The following is a 14,913-nucleotide window of genomic DNA, read 5'->3' as shown; positions in this document are numbered from 1 at the left end:
GCATGGCCGAAACTGTCAGCCGCATATGAATAAAGGAGGACAATCCAATGGCGAAGCAAAAGTTTGAGCGCAACAAGCCGCACGTAAACATTGGCACCATCGGCCACGTTGACCACGGCAAGACGACGCTGACGGCGGCGATCACGATGGTTCTGTCGACGATGGGCGACGCGCAGGCGATGCGCTACGACGAAATCGACAAGGCGCCGGAAGAAAAGGCGCGCGGAATTACGATCAACACGTCGCACGTGGAGTACGAGACGGAGAAGCGCCACTACGCGCACGTCGACTGCCCTGGGCACGCCGACTACGTCAAGAACATGATCACGGGCGCGGCGCAGATGGACGGCGCGATCCTGGTCGTGTCCTCTCCGGACGGCCCGATGCCGCAGACCCGCGAGCACATCCTGCTGGCGCGTCAGGTGGGCGTGCACTACATCGTCGTGTTCATGAACAAGACGGACATGATGGACGACGAGGAGCTGCTCGAGCTGGTCGAAATGGAGATCCGCGAGCTGCTGAGCGCGTACCAGTTCCCGGGCGACGACATCCCGATCATCAAGGGCTCCGCGCTCAAGGCGCTGGAGTACGTGCAGAACGGCGGCACCGACCCGAAGAACGCGCCGGAGTGCCAGTGCATCTTCGCGTTGATGGATGCTGTGGACGAGTACATCCCGTCTCCGAAGCGCGCGACGGACGAGCCGTTCCTGATGCCTGTGGAGGACGTGTTCTCCATCACGGGTCGCGGCACGGTTGCGACCGGCCGTGTGGAGCGCGGCGTGGTCAAGGTGCAGGACACCGTCGAGATCGTCGGCCTGATGGACAAGCCGCGTTCCACGGTTGTCACGGGCGTCGAGATGTTCCGCAAGCTGCTGGATCAGGCGGAAGCGGGCGACAACATCGGCGTGCTGCTGCGCGGCGTGCAGCGCAATGAGATCGAGCGCGGCCAGGTACTGGCGAAGCCGGGCACGATTCATCCGCACACGCACTACATGGGCGAGGTATACGTGCTGACGAAGGAAGAGGGCGGCCGTCATACGCCGTTCTTCAACGGCTACCGTCCGCAGTTCTACTTCCGCACGACGGACGTTACGGGCAACATCAAGCTTCCGGACGGCGTGGAGATGGTGATGCCTGGCGACAACGTGACGATGGAGTGCACGCTGATCACCCCGATCGCGATCGAGGAGAAGCTGCGTTTCGCTATCCGCGAGGGCGGCCGTACGGTTGGCTCCGGCGTCGTCACCAAGGTCATCGAGTAAAATCCTCTTGCGAGGCCAGGCTTTCAAAAGCGTTTAGCAAAGAACGGAGAGCGGGTTGCCGCTCCCCGTTCTTTTCTGGCTGTAAGCATAAAGCGCGCTGCCGATGAAGATTTTGTTGACAGATGCGTAACTTTGTGATAAATTATATAAGCATGTTTAGAGGACAGGAGAATTCTGTCTATTTCGGTCAAGGAGGTGTCTGCTATGGCGACGACTGGCGCGCGTGTGAAGATCACGCTTGCTTGCACGGAGTGCAAACAGCGCAATTACAATACGATGAAGAACAAAAGAAACGATCCCGACCGTATCGAGATGAGCAAGTACTGCCGCTTCTGCAAGAAGCATACCAGCCACAAGGAAACCCGCTAAGCACCGCACCGAGTATTGGCTGAGGATGTGAACAAGATGTCTGAAAAGAAACCCGTTGAAAAGAAGCAAACCGGCAAGCCTTCTTTCTTTACCCGCGCCAAGAACTGGATTAAGGCGCTGCCTAAGCGCATTGCCAACTCCTTCAAGAACATGGTGGCGGAGCTGAAGAAGGTTTCCTGGCCCTCTAAAAAGGAACTGATCAACTACTCTGTGGTTGTAGTCGTGTTCCTGGTGGCCATGGCGATCGTTGTCGGCCTGCTGGACATGGGTTCTAGCTTCCTGATCAAGCAGCTTATCAATCTTTAAGCGCAGCGCCGCTGCGCCGCGAAGAGGGGTGCGCCCCTGCCTGCGCTGCGCAGGCGGCGGGCTCAGGAACAGAGCCGGATGGAGGAACTATGTCTGATACTGCAGCCCAATGGTATGTCGTGCATACCTATTCGGGATACGAAAACAAAGTCGCGACGGACCTGGCCAAGACCGTCGAAAACAACGGCCTTGGCGAACTGATGCTGGACATTCAGGTTCCGGTGGAAGAGGTCGTCGAAATCAAGAACGGCAAACGGCGCGTCGTTCCCCGCAAGGTCTTTCCGGGCTATGTCCTCGTGCACATGGTCATGACGGATGAAACCTGGTATATCGTGCGCAACACGCGCGGCGTGACGGGCTTTGTTGGGCCGGGATCCAAACCGATTCCGTTGACCGAGGAAGAGGTTTCCCGTATGCTGTCGGGCGGTTCAACCGTCAAGATCGATCTGGCCGTGGGCGATCAGGTGCGCATCTTGTCCGGTACGCTTGAGGACTTCGTCGGAACCGTCGAGGAAGTTAACACGGCCACGCAGACCGTGCGCGTCAAGGTAGAAATGTTCGGTCGCGAAACCCCCGTAGAGCTGGAAGTCTGCCAGGTCGAACGGGTCTAAATTATTCGCCATCACCGTCGCATGCTTTTGCATGCGGCGTTGGATTGTGCGGCTTTGCCGTGCAATACAGCCCTGCAAGCGGCGTAAGCTGCCCAGGGAGTGGGAGGAACTGTTGTTCCGTAGGACCACATACCAGTGAGGAGGTGTAATCCATGGCAAAGAAAGTAACCGCTATGATCAAGCTTCAGGTGCAGGCCGCGAAGGCTACGCCCGCGCCGCCTATCGGCCCGGCCCTGGGTCAGCACGGCGTGAACATCCCCGGCTTTTGCAAGGAGTTCAACGAACGCACCGCGAAGCAGGCGGGTCTGGTAATCCCCGTAGTCATTACGGTGTATTCCGACCGTTCCTTTACGTTCATCACGAAGACCCCGCCCGTCCCGGTTCTGATCAAGAAGGCCTGTGGCATCGAGAGCGGCTCCGCCAAGCCCCAGAAGGACAAGGTGGCCCAGCTGACGCTCGATCAGGTTCGCGAGATCGCGACGACCAAGCTGCCTGATCTGAACGCTGCCGACATTGAGGCCGCGATGAGCATGGTGAAGGGTACCGCCCGTTCGATGGGCGTCACCGTCGCCGACGCGTAAGTTCGCCCCTGCCTTTTCACAAAAGGCATCGATTGTGGGAGGATATCACGCCGTTATGACCACAAGGAGGATCATGAAACATGAAACATGGCAAGAAATATCTTGACAGCGCGAAGCTGCTGGACAGCGCCAAGGTCTATGACCCGGCTGAAGCGGTAGCGCTCGTGCTGCAGACCGCAAAGTGCAAGTTCGACGAGACGATCGAGCTGTCTGTGCGTCTGGGCGTCGACCCGCGGCACGCGGATCAGCAGGTTCGCGGCGCCGTCGTTCTGCCGCATGGCACGGGCAAAAAGGTTCGCGTCCTCGTCTTCGCCAAGGGCGACAAGGCGAAGGAAGCGGAGGCCGCCGGTGCTGACTTTGTCGGAGCGGAAGATCTCGTCGCGAAGATCCAGGGCGAGAACTGGTTCGATTTCGACGTCGTCGTCGCGACCCCGGACATGATGGGCGTCGTCGGCCGTCTGGGCCGCGTGCTCGGTCCGAAGGGCCTCATGCCGAACCCGAAGAGCGGCACGGTTACCATGGACGTGACCAAGGCGATCACGGACATCAAAGCCGGTAAGGTGGAGTACCGTCTGGACAAGACGGCCATCATCCATTGCCCGATCGGCAAGAAGTCCTTCACCGCCCAGCAGCTGGAAGAGAACCTGAGCGCCCTGATGGGCGCGATCGTTCGCGCCAAGCCTGCCGCCGCGAAGGGCATTTACCTGCGCTCCGTCGTCATGTCTTCGACGATGGGCCCGGGCGTCAAGCTCAATACCCTGAAGTTCTGATTGTGGGGCCGGGCCTGCGCTTGACAAAGTCTATCGTGCATGCTATAATAAACCGTCAATTGAATGAGTACTGTGCCGTAGACAGCGGGTGCTTTGCGTAATGGGATTTTTCCCGCCCGCCGAGGTGTAAGGTTTGGCTTTGTCCAGCAGAATCTTCTGCCCTTGCGCCTGTGCGCAGGGGCTTTTTTCATGGCCGCCGCCTCGAAGGGGGCTGCGATCCTGAAAAGAAGGAGGATAAAATAGTGTCTAAGAATTTTGAGCTCAAAAAGCAGGCCGTTGCGGAAATCACCGAGAAGATCAAGAACGCCAAGAGCCTCGTGATCGTCGAGTACAAGGGACTCACGGTGGATGAAGCGACCCAGCTGCGTGCGAAGTGCCGTGCCGCAAAGGTGGATTACTGCGTGCTGAAGAACACGCTGGTACGCCGGGCGCTGGCCGATCTGAACATCACCGGTTTGGACAGCACGCTGGAAGGCCCGAGCGCCTTCGTCTTCTCCACGGAGGATCCGGTTTCCGGCGCGAAGATTCTCAAGGAATTCATGGAAGCCGACAAGAAGGAAGCCATCAAGGTCAAGGCTGGCCTGCTCGACGGCGAGGTGCTCGATGCCGCGGGCGTGAAGAAGCTGGCGGATCTGCCTTCCCGCGAGGCGCTCCTGTCCATGCTCTGTCAGGTGCTTTCCGGAACGGTTCGCTCTCTGGCCTGTGTGCTGGAAGCCGTCCGCAAGCAGAAGGCTGGCGAAGAGTAAGCCGCAAGCGGCCTGAGGCCGCGTAGCGATCCCAAACGACAAGAATAACCATGGAGGTATAGTGTTATGACTCACGAGGAATTTCTTACCGCGATTGAATCCATGACCGTTATGGAACTGGCCGATCTGGTGAAGGCCATCGAAGAGAAGTTCGGCGTTTCCGCCGCCGCCCCTGTTGCCGTCGTCGCCGGTGGCGCCGCCCCCGCTGCTGCCGCTGCCGAGGAGAAGACCGAGTTCGAGGTCGTCCTCAAGGAAGTTGACGCGTCCGCCAAGATCAAGATCATCAAGGCTGTGCGCGAGGTCGTCGAGGGCCTGGGTCTGAAGGAAGCCAAGGACATCGTCGAGGCTGCTCCGAAGACGATCAAGGAAGGCGTGTCCAAGGAAGACGCCGAAAAGATCAAGGCCAAGTTGGAAGAGGCTGGCGCGAAGGTCGAAATCAAGTAATTTCGCCTGCAAACAGCACCGCGTATACGGTGCTGTTTTTATGTCTGCGGGTACAGTCGAAGCTCCTTTTCCGCAGGTTTGTTCTCTAGTCATCGCCTTTAAACTATGTTATAATGAGGACAAATTGGAGGGAGCGACATGAAGAAATATGTGATTGCCCTGGATCAGGGTACCACGAGCTCGCGCGCGGTCATTTTCGACAGCAAGGCGCGCGTCATCGCGGTACACGGCATCGAATTTCCCCAGATCTACCCTCAGCCCGGATGGGTGGAGCATGACCCGGACATGATCCTCAAGACGCAGGTGGAGGCGCTGCGTCAGGCGGTCAAAATTTCGCGCGTTCCGGTTGAGGAGATCGCAGCGATTGGCATCACCAACCAGCGCGAAACGACCCTGTTGTGGGACCGGCGGACGGGCCGTCCCCTGTACAACGCGATCGTCTGGCAGTGCCGCCGCACCGCGCCCATCGTGGAGCGGCTGCGCGCGCAGGGGCTGGAACCCTATATCCGTGAGACGACGGGCCTCATTCCGGACGCGTACTTTTCGGGGACGAAGCTCGCGTGGCTCTTGAATGAGCTGAACCTGCACGAGCGCGCGGAGCGCGGTGAGCTCTGCTTCGGCACGGTGGATAGCTGGCTGGCCTGGAACCTGATCGAGCGTCGTCCGCACGTTACGGATGTTTCCAACGCCAGCCGTACGATGCTGCTCGACATTCACAGGATGGAGTGGGACGACAAGCTGCTGGAGGCGCTGAACATTCCGCGTGCCGTCCTTCCGGAAATTGTAGACACCTCCGGCATCATCGGCATGCTCGACCCGGAGATTTTGGGCAGGCCGATCCCCGTCGCCGCGATGGCGGGCGACCAGCAGTCCGCGCTTTTCGGACAGGCCTGCTTCGATCAGGGCATGATGAAAAACACGTATGGGACGGGCTGCTTTCTGCTGATGAATACGGGCACGCAGGCGGTGGAGAGCAAGAGCGGCCTGGTGACGACGGTCGCCTGGCGCATCGGAGGCGAGGTTCATTACGCGCTGGAGGGCAGCGTCTTCGTTGGCGGCGCGGCAGTGCAGTGGCTGCGCGATGAGATGCACCTGATCGAGCGCGCCTCGGACAGCGAAGCTGTCGCCACCTCCGTGCCCGACAACGGCGGCGTATACCTGGTGCCGGCATTTACGGGCCTTGGAGCGCCCTACTGGGATATGTACTCCCGTGGCATGCTGATCGGGCTGACGCGGGGAACGGGCCGGGCGCACGTCGTTCGCGCGGCGTTGGAATCCATCGCGCTCCAGTCGGCGGATCTCGTCGCCGCGATGGTCAAGGATTGCGGCTTCACGCCGAAAGGGCTGCGCGTGGACGGCGGCGCCAGCGCAAATAACTTCCTGATGCAGTTCCAGTCGGACGTGCTGGACATTCCGGTGGTGCGTCCGGCTGTCATCGAGACCACCGCCTTGGGCGCGGCGATGCTGGCGGGGCTCGCGACGGGCGTGTGGAAGGACATGGACGCACTGTCAGCTATCTGGAATGCCGACGTACGGCTTATTCCGCAGATGGAGGACGAGAAACGCGTGGAAATTCTTCGCCAGTGGCACCGCGCGGTCGAGCGCTGCAAGCGCTGGATTGAGACGGAGTAAAGTAGCACAATTTGATTCGGATTTTTTACCCCGAAACCGCCGGGCGTGATTGCCCGACGGTTTTTTAGTGGGAAAACCTCTCTTTTTCAAGCAAAAACTTACGAATATTAGAAGTAAATGCTACAAATACACTTCTTATGTCTTCACAAACCAGGAATAATGTGCTATACTTTAAACGATGATGAATTAATAACCAATTCGACAAAAGGTGTCAATTTTCGTCACGCGGTATACGCGGCGTGTCGAAAAAAGATAAATGAAATGGAAGATGGAGGAGAACAATGGAGACGGTAAAACTTCTGATCGTAGATGACAACGTAGAGCTAAGGCGCGTGGTGGCGGACTACTTTGCCCAGCGCGAAGGGGTAAGCGTTGTGGGTCAGGCCAGCAATGGGGTAGAGGCCCTCGAACTGATCCGTCAGACGCAGCCGGACGTCCTTTTGTCAGACATCATTATGCCGCAGATGGATGGTTACACGATGCTTGAACAGCTTCTGCGCATGGATATCGCGCGCAAGCCGGAGGTCATCGTGCTGACGGCGCTGGGCAGGGATGATTTTATTACGCGGGCGGTGCAGCTCGGTGTGCGCTATTACATGATCAAGCCCTTTGACTTCCCGGTTCTCTATCAGCGCGTGATGGAGGTCGCCTCGACGCGCGGAGCAAACCAGGAGACCCTGATGATGACGCCGCCGCCGCCCGCGGTCCCCGCGCGCTCGGTAGAAGAAAAAATTGCAAGCCTGTTTTTGACGGTCGGCATCCCGGCGCACATCAAGGGCTATCAGTTCCTGCGTGAGGCGGTGAAGATGGTGATGGACCAGCCGGAGCTCATCAACCGCATCACCAAGGAGCTTTATCCCGGCATCGCGCGTAAATTCTCCACGACGGCCAGCAAGGTGGAGCGCGCAATTCGACATGCGATCGAAGTGGCCTGGAGCCGCGGCCGCGTCGAGGTGCTCAATCAGGTCTTCGGCGCTAACGTGTGTTCTCCGGACGACAAGCCCACGAACGGCGAGTTCATCGCGCTGGTCGCGGACAAGATGCGCGTGGAGCGCAGCGCCTGAAGCGAATTTTAAGAAGGTCTGAATATAAAAACGGCCCGGCATTTGCCGGGCTATTTTCATAGGCGCCTTTACAGGCGCTTCCACCGAGTCCCTTCCTTCGTGTCGACGAGCTCGATGCCGCGCGCCTTCAGATCGTCTCGAATCTGGTCGGCCAGCGCGAAGTTCCGCTCTTTCTTGGCCTGCGCGCGCGCCGCGATCAGCGCCTCAATTTCCGGGTCGGCCTGCGGCGCGGCTTCCTCCTGCTGCTTTTTAGAGAGCGCCTCCGCCCCCGAAAGCAGGTTCAGGGAGAGCACCTGGTCAAATTCGTCCAGCAGGGCGCGCTTCGTCGCGTCGCCGATGTCGGCCTTGAGTACGTCGTAGAGTACGGTGACCGCGAGCGACGTGTTCAGGTCGTTGTCGAGCGCGCTCTGGAAAGCCTGACGCAGCGGTGCGGCGCCTTCCGTGTCGATCGCTTCGCCCGCCGAAGGGGAGAGCGAAGCGATGCGCGCAAGAAGCTTTTGGTAAGCGGCGGCAGCGTTGTCCAGGTTCTCCCACGTGAAGACGAGCCCCTTGCGGTAATGGGATTGCAGGCAGAACAGCCGGTAGACGAGCGGATCGTAGCCCTTTTCTTCCAGAAGCGATACGGTCAGGAATTCCCCCTTGGACTTGGACATCTTGCCGGTGGAGGTGTTCAGATGGTGCACGTGGAACCAGTACTTGCACCAGGGATGCCCCAGATACGCCTCCGACTGTGCGATCTCGTTGGTGTGATGGGGGAATGCGTTGTCGATGCCGCCGCAGTGCAGGTCGAGGCGCTCGCCCAGGTATTTCAGCGAAATGCCGGAGCACTCGATGTGCCAGCCCGGATAGCCTACGCCCCACGGAGAATCCCACTTGAGCTCCTGATCCTGAAATTTGCTCTTCGTGAACCACAGCACGAAGTCCGCCTTGCTTCGCTTGTTGTCGTCCTCCTCGACGCTGTCGCGTACGCCGACCTCCAGGTCCTCCTCGTCGTGTTCGTTGAAGATGTAATACTTTTCGAGCTTCGACGTGTCGAAGTAGACGTTGCCGCCTGCAAGGTAGGCATAGCCCTTCTCCAGCAGGCGCGAGATGATTTGGATGTACTCGTCGATGCAGCCGGTGGCGGGCTGCACCACGTCCGGCGTCTTGATGTTGAGCTTTTTGCAGTCGTCGAAGAAGGCGTCCGTGTAAAAGCGCGCGATCTCCATGACGCTCTTCTTTTCACGGCGCGCCCCTTTGAGCATCTTGTCCTCGCCGGTGTCTGCGTCCGATGAAAGGTGGCCGACGTCCGTGATGTTCATTACGCGCTTCACGTCGTAGCCTGCGTAGCGCAGGTATTTTTCGAGCACGTCCTCCATGATGTAGCTGCGCAGGTTGCCGATGTGCGCGTAGTGATAGACCGTCGGGCCGCAGGTGTACATGCTCACCCTGCCGCTTTCGTGAGGGATAAAGTCTTCCCTGAGATGGGTCGCAGAATTGTAAAGTTTCATGTCGAATCGCCCTTTCCTGAAAATAAAAATTCCCCTCATGCCCGAAGGCACAAGAGGCGATGGCTTCGCGGTTCCACTCTTGCTTTATGCTCTTGCGGCGCGCGCCGCGTGCCGGATATCGGCGGCAGCCGGAGGGCGTTACCCCTCGCACTCCCGGGCGCAACCGATCAGGTCTGGCCGAAGCGCGCTTCCAGCCTATGGCGCGCCCTCTCTATACGACCGCGATATGCCTGACCGCTCCCGTTCAACGTGTTTCTTTCATCCTACCACGCAAAAAAGCCGCTGTCAAGAGAGGCGAAGCGCGCGCCGCTCATTTTGGCATAACCCTGTCCGAGCGCGCATAGGGTGGAGCGTGCAACAGCATCAGGGGAGGGACATGCGGATGGATTGGCAGATTGAGCGCGAAAGCGTTGAAGCGGAACGGCTGGTGGCGAACCTGCAGCAGCAGGCAATGATCGACGGGGAGGTCGCGCTCCCGGGAAGCATGCGGGATCCGGTGACCGTGCTTAGCGTGCAGGCGCAGGCGGTTCCGGGCACGGCGGAGGTTCAAAACGACAAGCTCACCCTTTCGGGTCAGGTCGTGTTTCACGTCCTTTACACGCAGGGGGATCTGACGCGCGTACAGGTGATTGAGACGGGATGCGACTTTCACCAGATCATCGAATCCCCGGGCGTCACGCCGCGCATGCAGCTCGACTGGAGCGTCGGCGTGGAGGACGCGGGCGCGAAGGCAAACGGCGGCAGGCTCGCGCTGACGGCGGCGCTGACGTTCTCGGCGGTCGTGACGACCGCCGCTCCCGTCGATGCGATCACCGATATCACAGGTTCCTCCGTGCTCAAGACGAAGCGCCAGCAGCTGCATCTGTGCCGCACGACGGCGACGGGAAGTGAAAAGGGACTGATCCGAGAGGAGTTCGACCTGCCCGCAGCCCTGGGCATCGAGGACACGCTCTACGCGACGGCCAACGCACGCGTTGAGGACGTGGTCGGCGGGGACGGCCGTGTGACGGTGACGGGTACGGTCGAGCTGACCGTCTACCACGCAGGCAAGACGGGGCATCCGCTCGTGGTGACGCGCCACAGCACGCCCTTTGAGCAGGCCGTCACACTGCAAACGGGCGACGACGACGAGATCGACGCGCGCGTACAAATTGTGGACGTCATGGTCGATTCCATGGAGGCGGGGGAGGACGCGCGCATCCTGCGCGCGGAGGTGGAACTGCTCGTCAGCGTCCGGGCGACCGAACGGTCGGAATGCACGCTGCTCGACGACGCCTACACGACGGAGGGGGAGCAGGTGGTGCCGCAGCGCCGGACGGTGGAGATACACACCGACGACCTGACCTGCGCCGCGCGGGAGAGCGGCAAGCTGATGATCGCCATGCCGGACGACGCACAGCCGATCGGCACGATGCTGGCGGCCTTCGTGCAGCCGGCGGTGGGCACGCGCGAAAACGTGAACGGACGCCTGCGGGTGGATGGTATGCTGGGGGTGACGCTCTGCTACCTGCCGATGGATTCCGACGTGCCTGTGTCGGTTCATCAGGACGTGCCGTTTTCCATGCAGTTCGTCTGCGACCTGCCGTCGAGCGCGGCAATCACCTTGGAATGCGTCGAAGCGGTGGCGTCGGCCATCACGTCCGACCGGGCGGAGGTTCGCTTCATACTGGCCCTGGAGGGCATGGAATACTGCGCGCAGCCCTTTGGCATCATCACGGACATCGAGACCATGCAGGTGCCAGAGGAGTCGGGCGGTATCATCCTGTACTACCCTAAGGACTGCGAGACGTCCTGGGACGTGGCCAAGCGCTACCGCATCGGGGAGGAGACGCTGACGGCTTTCAACCCCAAGCTGCAGGACGTGCGTCCAGGCGAGCCGATCGTCATCTTAAAGCGCGGCGCGATGGAGGCTTGAGGAGGCTCCCTCTTGCCGGAACGCGCAAAAGGAAGTACAATAGAAAAAAAGGCTCGGAGGACGCGATGATGCTGCGCATACAGGCCCGCGCGAAGATCAACTGGACGTTGGACGTCCGGGGAAAACGCGAAGATGGTTACCATGAACTGGATATGCTGATGCAGTCCGTGACGCTGGCGGATACGCTCACGATCGAGGAAGCGCCGGAGCTGACGCTCGAGGTGGGCAGAGGCGGACGCGTGCCGTCCGACAAGGGAAACCTCGTGCTGAAGGCCGCGCAGCAGCTTCTCGCCGCGACCGGCACGCGCCGGGGGGCGAGGCTCTGGCTGGGAAAGCGCATCCCGGTCGCGGCGGGCATGGGCGGCGGCAGCGCGGACGCGGCCGCCGTGCTGGTGGGACTCAACCGTCTGTGGCGCTGCGGTTTGACGGAGGCGGAGCTGGAATGCATCGGCCTTGGCGTGGGCGCGGACGTCCCCTTCTGCGTGCGGGGCGGTCTGCAGCGCGCGCGGGGGGTGGGGGAGAAGCTCACCCCGCTGCCCTGCGCGCGCCAGATCTGGCTGGTCGTCATCCAGCCGTGCCGGGGTCTTTCGACGCGCGATGTGTTTGGCAGGCTGCACGAGCAGGACGGCGCGCAGATGCGGCGGCCGCAGACGGATCGGGCGCAGCAGGCATTGGCCTCAGGTGACCTGCGTATGTTGTGTCAGTCGCTGGGCAACACGCTTCAGCCCGTCGCGCAGGCGCTGCGCCCGGAGATCGGGCTGGCGATTGAGGCGCTGCGGGCGCAGGGAGCAGTCGCGGCGCAGATGACGGGCAGCGGATCGGCGGTCTTCGGCGTCTTCCTCAACGCGCGCACGGCGCGCGCCGCCTGGCAGAAGCTGCGCTTTACCTATCGCGCGTGCTATATGACGGCCAGCGCGGACGCCGGCATGGAAATTCAGGAGATACGCCCCTGAATCGGGGCATAGCCGCATAAAAAATGTTCGTTTGGACGACCCTGTTGCCATCACGAGGGGGTGGCATCATGGGTCGTCTTTTGTGTGCGCTCAGTCTGGCGGCAGCGCTATGCCTTACGCCGCTGCATGCGCCGAAGGATTCCGCGCTCGGGCTGGCGCTTTCAAACAACGAGCTGATTCGCATTCACGTCATCGCGAGGAGCGACGAACCGGCGGATCAGGCTGTCAAGCTGAAGGTGCGCGACGCGGTGCTCGCGTCGTTCGGCACGGCGCTTTCAAAGGAGACCTACGAAGCGGCGAGCAGGGCGATCGAGGAGAATCTGGCGGCCATCGAACAGACCGCACGGGAAACGGCGCGCGCGGAGGGCTTTGACGGGAGCGTCGAAGCAAGCTTTGGACTGTGCGATTTTCCTACGCGCGTGTACGGCGGGGAGACGGTGCCCGCAGGCACATATCCGGCGCTGCGCATCGTGCTGGGCGGAGGCGGCGGGCGCAACTGGTGGTGCGTGCTCTATCCGTCGCTATGTCTGATCGAGGATGGCAGCGACGCGGCGGCGGACACGGCGCAGCCGCTCGGCGAGGGGGCGCCCGACGAACCCGTGCACTGGACGTCCATTCTGAAGCGGATCTTTTGCGGGGAGGATGAATCGATATGAGCAGGCAAATGAAGCGCATGCGCATGGGACTCCTGCTGTTGGTGACCTGCATGGTCGTCTGCGCACAGATCGCGGAGGCGGCGACGGTCGTCGCCTGGGGCTCACGCGGCGACGAGGTGATGCGCATTCAGCGCAGGCTGAAGCAGTGGGGCTATTACGACGGCGCGGTGGACGGTGTATACGGCGAGGACACGTATCAGGCAGTCGTCCGTTTCCAGAAGAAAAACGGCCTGAAGGCGGACGGTGCAGTCGGACAATCGACGGCGAACGCGATGGGGATTTCGCTTTCCGCGGGGGGCGGACAGAGCGTGACGGTTTCCGCAGGCTACAGCGAAAATGAGATCTACCTGTTGGCTCGCGTCATCCACGGCGAGGCGCGCGGGGAACCGTACGTCGGCAAGGTGGCCGTCGGCGCGGTGGTGCTCAACCGGGTGCGCCATCCCTCCTTTCCCAACACCATTTCAGGCGTCATCTATCAGGCGGGCGCGTTTGACGCGGTTGCGGACGGCCAGATCAACCTGACCCCGGACAGCGAATCGCTGCGCGCCGCGCGCGACGCGATGAACGGATGGGATCCGTCCGGCGGCTGCATCTATTATTACAACCCTGCGACCTCCACGAGCAAATGGATTTGGACGCGCGAGGTGCAGCTGAGCATCGGCCAGCATAACTTTGCTATATGAGCGCGGCCGGGATGATGGAGGAGGCTAAAGCGTGAAACAGAAGGGGATCATAGCGGCGCTTGCGGTTGCGCTCGTCGTTTCAGTGGGATTCGGCGCCTGGCAGTGGCAGGCGCGCAGGACGCTCACCCTGCAGGCCGCAGCGGTGCGTCAGCGCGCGCTGCTGGAGGTCGCGGGGGCGCTTTCGGATATGGAAATTCGCATCGAGAAGCTGCTTGTGGCCTCCGGACCGCAGCAGACGGTGTCTCTGCTCGGGGAGATCGCGCGCCAGGCGGAATCCGCTCAGGCCAGTCTTGCGCAGCTGCCGCTTCGCCACACGGCCGTTTCGAACACGACGAAGCTCGTGGGTCAGGTAGGCGACTACGCGCTCACGCTGTCGGGCCGCGTGGCGGGGGGAAGCATGCTCTCCAGTGACGACCTGACGCAGTGGGAGGCGCTGCTCAAGACCTGCGACGGCCTGAACGAGCAGCTGACGAACCTGGGCGATGTGCTTTCACGAGAGGACATCGTCCTGGAATCGGCGGAGATGTGGGCTGACGAGGGGGATGACGCGCCGCAGCTGGAGCAGATCACGGGAAGCGCCAGCGGCATCGAGTACCCGAGCCTGATTTATGACGGGCCTTTTTCGGACGGGCGGCACGACGCGCAGCCCAAGGGGCTGACCGGGGAGGAAATCTCCCTGGAAGAGGCCATGGAGCGCGCTAAGGCGTTCGTGGGGCCGGAACGCGTGCTGAGCGTTCGTGCCGCTGTGGACAGTGGGGGCGTCATCCCTGCATACGGACTGGCGGTTGAAACGCAGGCGGACGGTACGCTGGACGTGCAGGTGACCCGGCGCGGAGGGCACGTGCTGTGGATGATGCCGGAAAGCGCGCAATATGCCCAGCAGATGACGGTGGCGGACTGCGCGCTCAAGGCGTACGAGTTCCTCTCTGCGCGGGGATATGGACACATGGAACCGAACTACTGGCAGCTTTACGATGGTCTGGCGGTCATCAACTTCGCGGCCGTGCAGGACGGCGTGCTGCTTTACCCGGACCTCATCAAGGTGCAGGTGCGCGCGGATACCGGGGCGGTCGTGGGGATCGAGAGCAATAACTACCTGATGAACCATACGGCGCGTGTTCTAAACGACCCCGCGCTCAGCCAGGAAGAGGCGCAGGAACGCGTAAGCGCGCGCCTGGAAATCAAGCGAAAGCGCCTGTGCGTCATTCCGACAGAGGGCGGCGAAAAGCTGTGCTATGAATTCTCCGGCATGTTCGGCGGCGGCTATTACCTGGTCTACATAGATGCAAAAACGGGCGAAGAATTGGAGATTTTAAAGCAGATTGACGCAGAAAATGCAAAATTGACGGCGTAAAAGCTGTGAAACCCTCTTGAAAAATGGGCTTTATGGCGCGCTGGTCGACACGGATGCTTGCAAATAGGCGGCTGAAT

At 61.0% G+C, this 14,913-nt stretch carries 16 protein-coding genes and 1 other annotated feature; of the genes, 15 read left to right on the top strand and 1 reads right to left on the bottom strand.

All coding sequences use genetic code 11. The features are described from left to right. Positions 1 to 47 precede the first annotated feature (47 nt). The 10 genes from tuf to spo0A all read left to right on the top strand — a co-directional run bounded on the left by tuf (position 48) and on the right by spo0A (position 7,785). Positions 48 to 1,262 (top strand): elongation factor Tu, encoded by a 1,215-nt coding sequence (gene tuf, locus C1725_RS13740; RefSeq protein WP_102412146.1) that lies wholly within the window; start codon positions 48 to 50, stop codon positions 1,260 to 1,262. Positions 1,263 to 1,466: 204 nt separating this feature from the next. Further along, positions 1,467 to 1,631 (top strand): 50S ribosomal protein L33, encoded by a 165-nt coding sequence (rpmG, locus tag C1725_RS13735; protein ID WP_102412145.1) that lies wholly within the window; start codon positions 1,467 to 1,469, stop codon positions 1,629 to 1,631. 36 nt (positions 1,632 to 1,667) lie between these two features. Next, positions 1,668 to 1,937 (top strand): preprotein translocase subunit SecE, encoded by a 270-nt coding sequence (gene secE / locus C1725_RS13730; protein ID WP_102412144.1) that lies wholly within the window; start codon positions 1,668 to 1,670, stop codon positions 1,935 to 1,937. Between the two features lie 89 nt (positions 1,938 to 2,026). Then, positions 2,027 to 2,548 carry a transcription termination/antitermination protein NusG gene (gene nusG / locus C1725_RS13725; protein ID WP_102412143.1) on the top strand — a complete coding sequence of 174 codons (522 nt, stop codon included), beginning with the start codon at positions 2,027 to 2,029 and terminating at the stop codon, positions 2,546 to 2,548. A 152-nt stretch (positions 2,549 to 2,700) separates the two neighbouring features. Beyond that, positions 2,701 to 3,129, top strand: a complete 429-nt coding sequence (gene rplK, locus C1725_RS13720) for a 50S ribosomal protein L11 (protein ID WP_102412142.1) — start codon at positions 2,701 to 2,703, stop codon at positions 3,127 to 3,129. Between the two features lie 80 nt (positions 3,130 to 3,209). Next, positions 3,210 to 3,899, top strand: a complete 690-nt coding sequence (gene rplA, locus C1725_RS13715; RefSeq protein WP_102412141.1) for a 50S ribosomal protein L1 — start codon at positions 3,210 to 3,212, stop codon at positions 3,897 to 3,899. Positions 3,900 to 3,956: 57 nt separating this feature from the next. Further along, positions 3,957 to 4,096 (top strand) — a sequence feature (ribosomal protein L10 leader region). A 45-nt stretch (positions 4,097 to 4,141) separates the two neighbouring features. Further along, positions 4,142 to 4,645, top strand: coding sequence for a 50S ribosomal protein L10 (gene rplJ / locus C1725_RS13710; RefSeq protein ID WP_102412140.1), 504 nt, complete (start codon positions 4,142 to 4,144; stop codon positions 4,643 to 4,645). A gap of 66 nt (positions 4,646 to 4,711) precedes the next feature. Continuing rightward, positions 4,712 to 5,089, top strand: coding sequence for a 50S ribosomal protein L7/L12 (rplL, locus tag C1725_RS13705; RefSeq protein WP_102412139.1), 378 nt, complete (start codon positions 4,712 to 4,714; stop codon positions 5,087 to 5,089). 138 nt (positions 5,090 to 5,227) lie between these two features. Beyond that, complete coding sequence (gene glpK, locus C1725_RS13700; protein WP_102412138.1) at positions 5,228 to 6,721, top strand: glycerol kinase GlpK; 1,494 nt, start codon at positions 5,228 to 5,230, stop codon at positions 6,719 to 6,721. A gap of 281 nt (positions 6,722 to 7,002) precedes the next feature. Continuing rightward, entirely contained in the window at positions 7,003 to 7,785 is a 783-nt protein-coding gene (gene spo0A, locus C1725_RS13695; protein WP_102412137.1) for a sporulation transcription factor Spo0A, read from the top strand. Positions 7,786 to 7,853: 68 nt separating this feature from the next. On the opposite strand, the gene cysS is transcribed toward spo0A, so the two are convergent. Continuing rightward, entirely contained in the window at positions 7,854 to 9,275 is a 1,422-nt protein-coding gene (gene cysS / locus C1725_RS13690; protein WP_102412136.1) for a cysteine--tRNA ligase, read from the bottom strand. Positions 9,276 to 9,657: 382 nt separating this feature from the next. Here cysS and C1725_RS13685 point away from each other — a divergent pair, with 382 nt between their 5' ends. The 5 genes from C1725_RS13685 (at position 9,658) to ypeB (ending at position 14,836) form a co-directional block, all read left to right on the top strand. Beyond that, positions 9,658 to 11,190: a DUF3794 domain-containing protein gene (locus C1725_RS13685; RefSeq protein WP_346026678.1), complete on the top strand. Its 1,533-nt coding sequence runs from the start codon at positions 9,658 to 9,660 to the stop codon at positions 11,188 to 11,190. A 68-nt stretch (positions 11,191 to 11,258) separates the two neighbouring features. Next, on the top strand, positions 11,259 to 12,143 hold the full coding sequence (locus C1725_RS13680) for a 4-(cytidine 5'-diphospho)-2-C-methyl-D-erythritol kinase (RefSeq protein ID WP_346026677.1): 885 nt from the start codon (positions 11,259 to 11,261) through the stop codon (positions 12,141 to 12,143). A gap of 68 nt (positions 12,144 to 12,211) precedes the next feature. Then, positions 12,212 to 12,799 carry a stage II sporulation protein R gene (locus tag C1725_RS13675; protein WP_346026676.1) on the top strand — a complete coding sequence of 196 codons (588 nt, stop codon included), beginning with the start codon at positions 12,212 to 12,214 and terminating at the stop codon, positions 12,797 to 12,799. Then, positions 12,796 to 13,482, top strand: a complete 687-nt coding sequence (gene sleB, locus C1725_RS13670) for a spore cortex-lytic enzyme (RefSeq protein ID WP_346026675.1) — start codon at positions 12,796 to 12,798, stop codon at positions 13,480 to 13,482. Before C1725_RS13675 ends, sleB begins: the two co-directional genes overlap by 4 nt. Positions 13,483 to 13,513: 31 nt before the next feature. Next, positions 13,514 to 14,836 carry a germination protein YpeB gene (ypeB, locus tag C1725_RS13665; protein ID WP_102412132.1) on the top strand — a complete coding sequence of 441 codons (1,323 nt, stop codon included), beginning with the start codon at positions 13,514 to 13,516 and terminating at the stop codon, positions 14,834 to 14,836. Positions 14,837 to 14,913: the final 77 nt, after the last annotated feature.

The sequence above is a fragment of the Beduinella massiliensis genome (assembly GCF_900199405.1).
Classification (GTDB): Bacteria; Bacillota; Clostridia; order Christensenellales; family Aristaeellaceae; genus Beduinella; species Beduinella massiliensis.
This window is presented reverse-complemented; position numbering and strand designations above follow the sequence as displayed.

Excerpts from the sequence above, each read along its gene's own strand:
- tuf (WP_102412146.1), top strand. The coding sequence starts at position 48 with ATGGCGAAGCAAAAGTTTGAGCGCAACAAGCCGCACGTAAACATTGGC.
- sleB (WP_346026675.1), top strand. The coding sequence starts at position 12,796 with ATGAGCAGGCAAATGAAGCGCATGCGCATGGGACTCCTGCTGTTGGTG.
- C1725_RS13685 (WP_346026678.1), top strand. The coding sequence starts at position 9,658 with ATGGATTGGCAGATTGAGCGCGAAAGCGTTGAAGCGGAACGGCTGGTG.
- C1725_RS13680 (WP_346026677.1), top strand. The coding sequence starts at position 11,259 with ATGCTGCGCATACAGGCCCGCGCGAAGATCAACTGGACGTTGGACGTC.
- C1725_RS13675 (WP_346026676.1), top strand. The coding sequence starts at position 12,212 with ATGGGTCGTCTTTTGTGTGCGCTCAGTCTGGCGGCAGCGCTATGCCTT.
- nusG (WP_102412143.1), top strand. The coding sequence starts at position 2,027 with ATGTCTGATACTGCAGCCCAATGGTATGTCGTGCATACCTATTCGGGA.
- rplK (WP_102412142.1), top strand. The coding sequence starts at position 2,701 with ATGGCAAAGAAAGTAACCGCTATGATCAAGCTTCAGGTGCAGGCCGCG.
- glpK (WP_102412138.1), top strand. The coding sequence starts at position 5,228 with ATGAAGAAATATGTGATTGCCCTGGATCAGGGTACCACGAGCTCGCGC.
- rpmG (WP_102412145.1), top strand. The coding sequence starts at position 1,467 with ATGGCGACGACTGGCGCGCGTGTGAAGATCACGCTTGCTTGCACGGAG.
- spo0A (WP_102412137.1), top strand. The coding sequence starts at position 7,003 with ATGGAGACGGTAAAACTTCTGATCGTAGATGACAACGTAGAGCTAAGG.
- secE (WP_102412144.1), top strand. The coding sequence starts at position 1,668 with ATGTCTGAAAAGAAACCCGTTGAAAAGAAGCAAACCGGCAAGCCTTCT.
- cysS (WP_102412136.1), bottom strand. The coding sequence starts at position 9,275 with ATGAAACTTTACAATTCTGCGACCCATCTCAGGGAAGACTTTATCCCT.
- rplL (WP_102412139.1), top strand. The coding sequence starts at position 4,712 with ATGACTCACGAGGAATTTCTTACCGCGATTGAATCCATGACCGTTATG.
- rplA (WP_102412141.1), top strand. The coding sequence starts at position 3,210 with ATGAAACATGGCAAGAAATATCTTGACAGCGCGAAGCTGCTGGACAGC.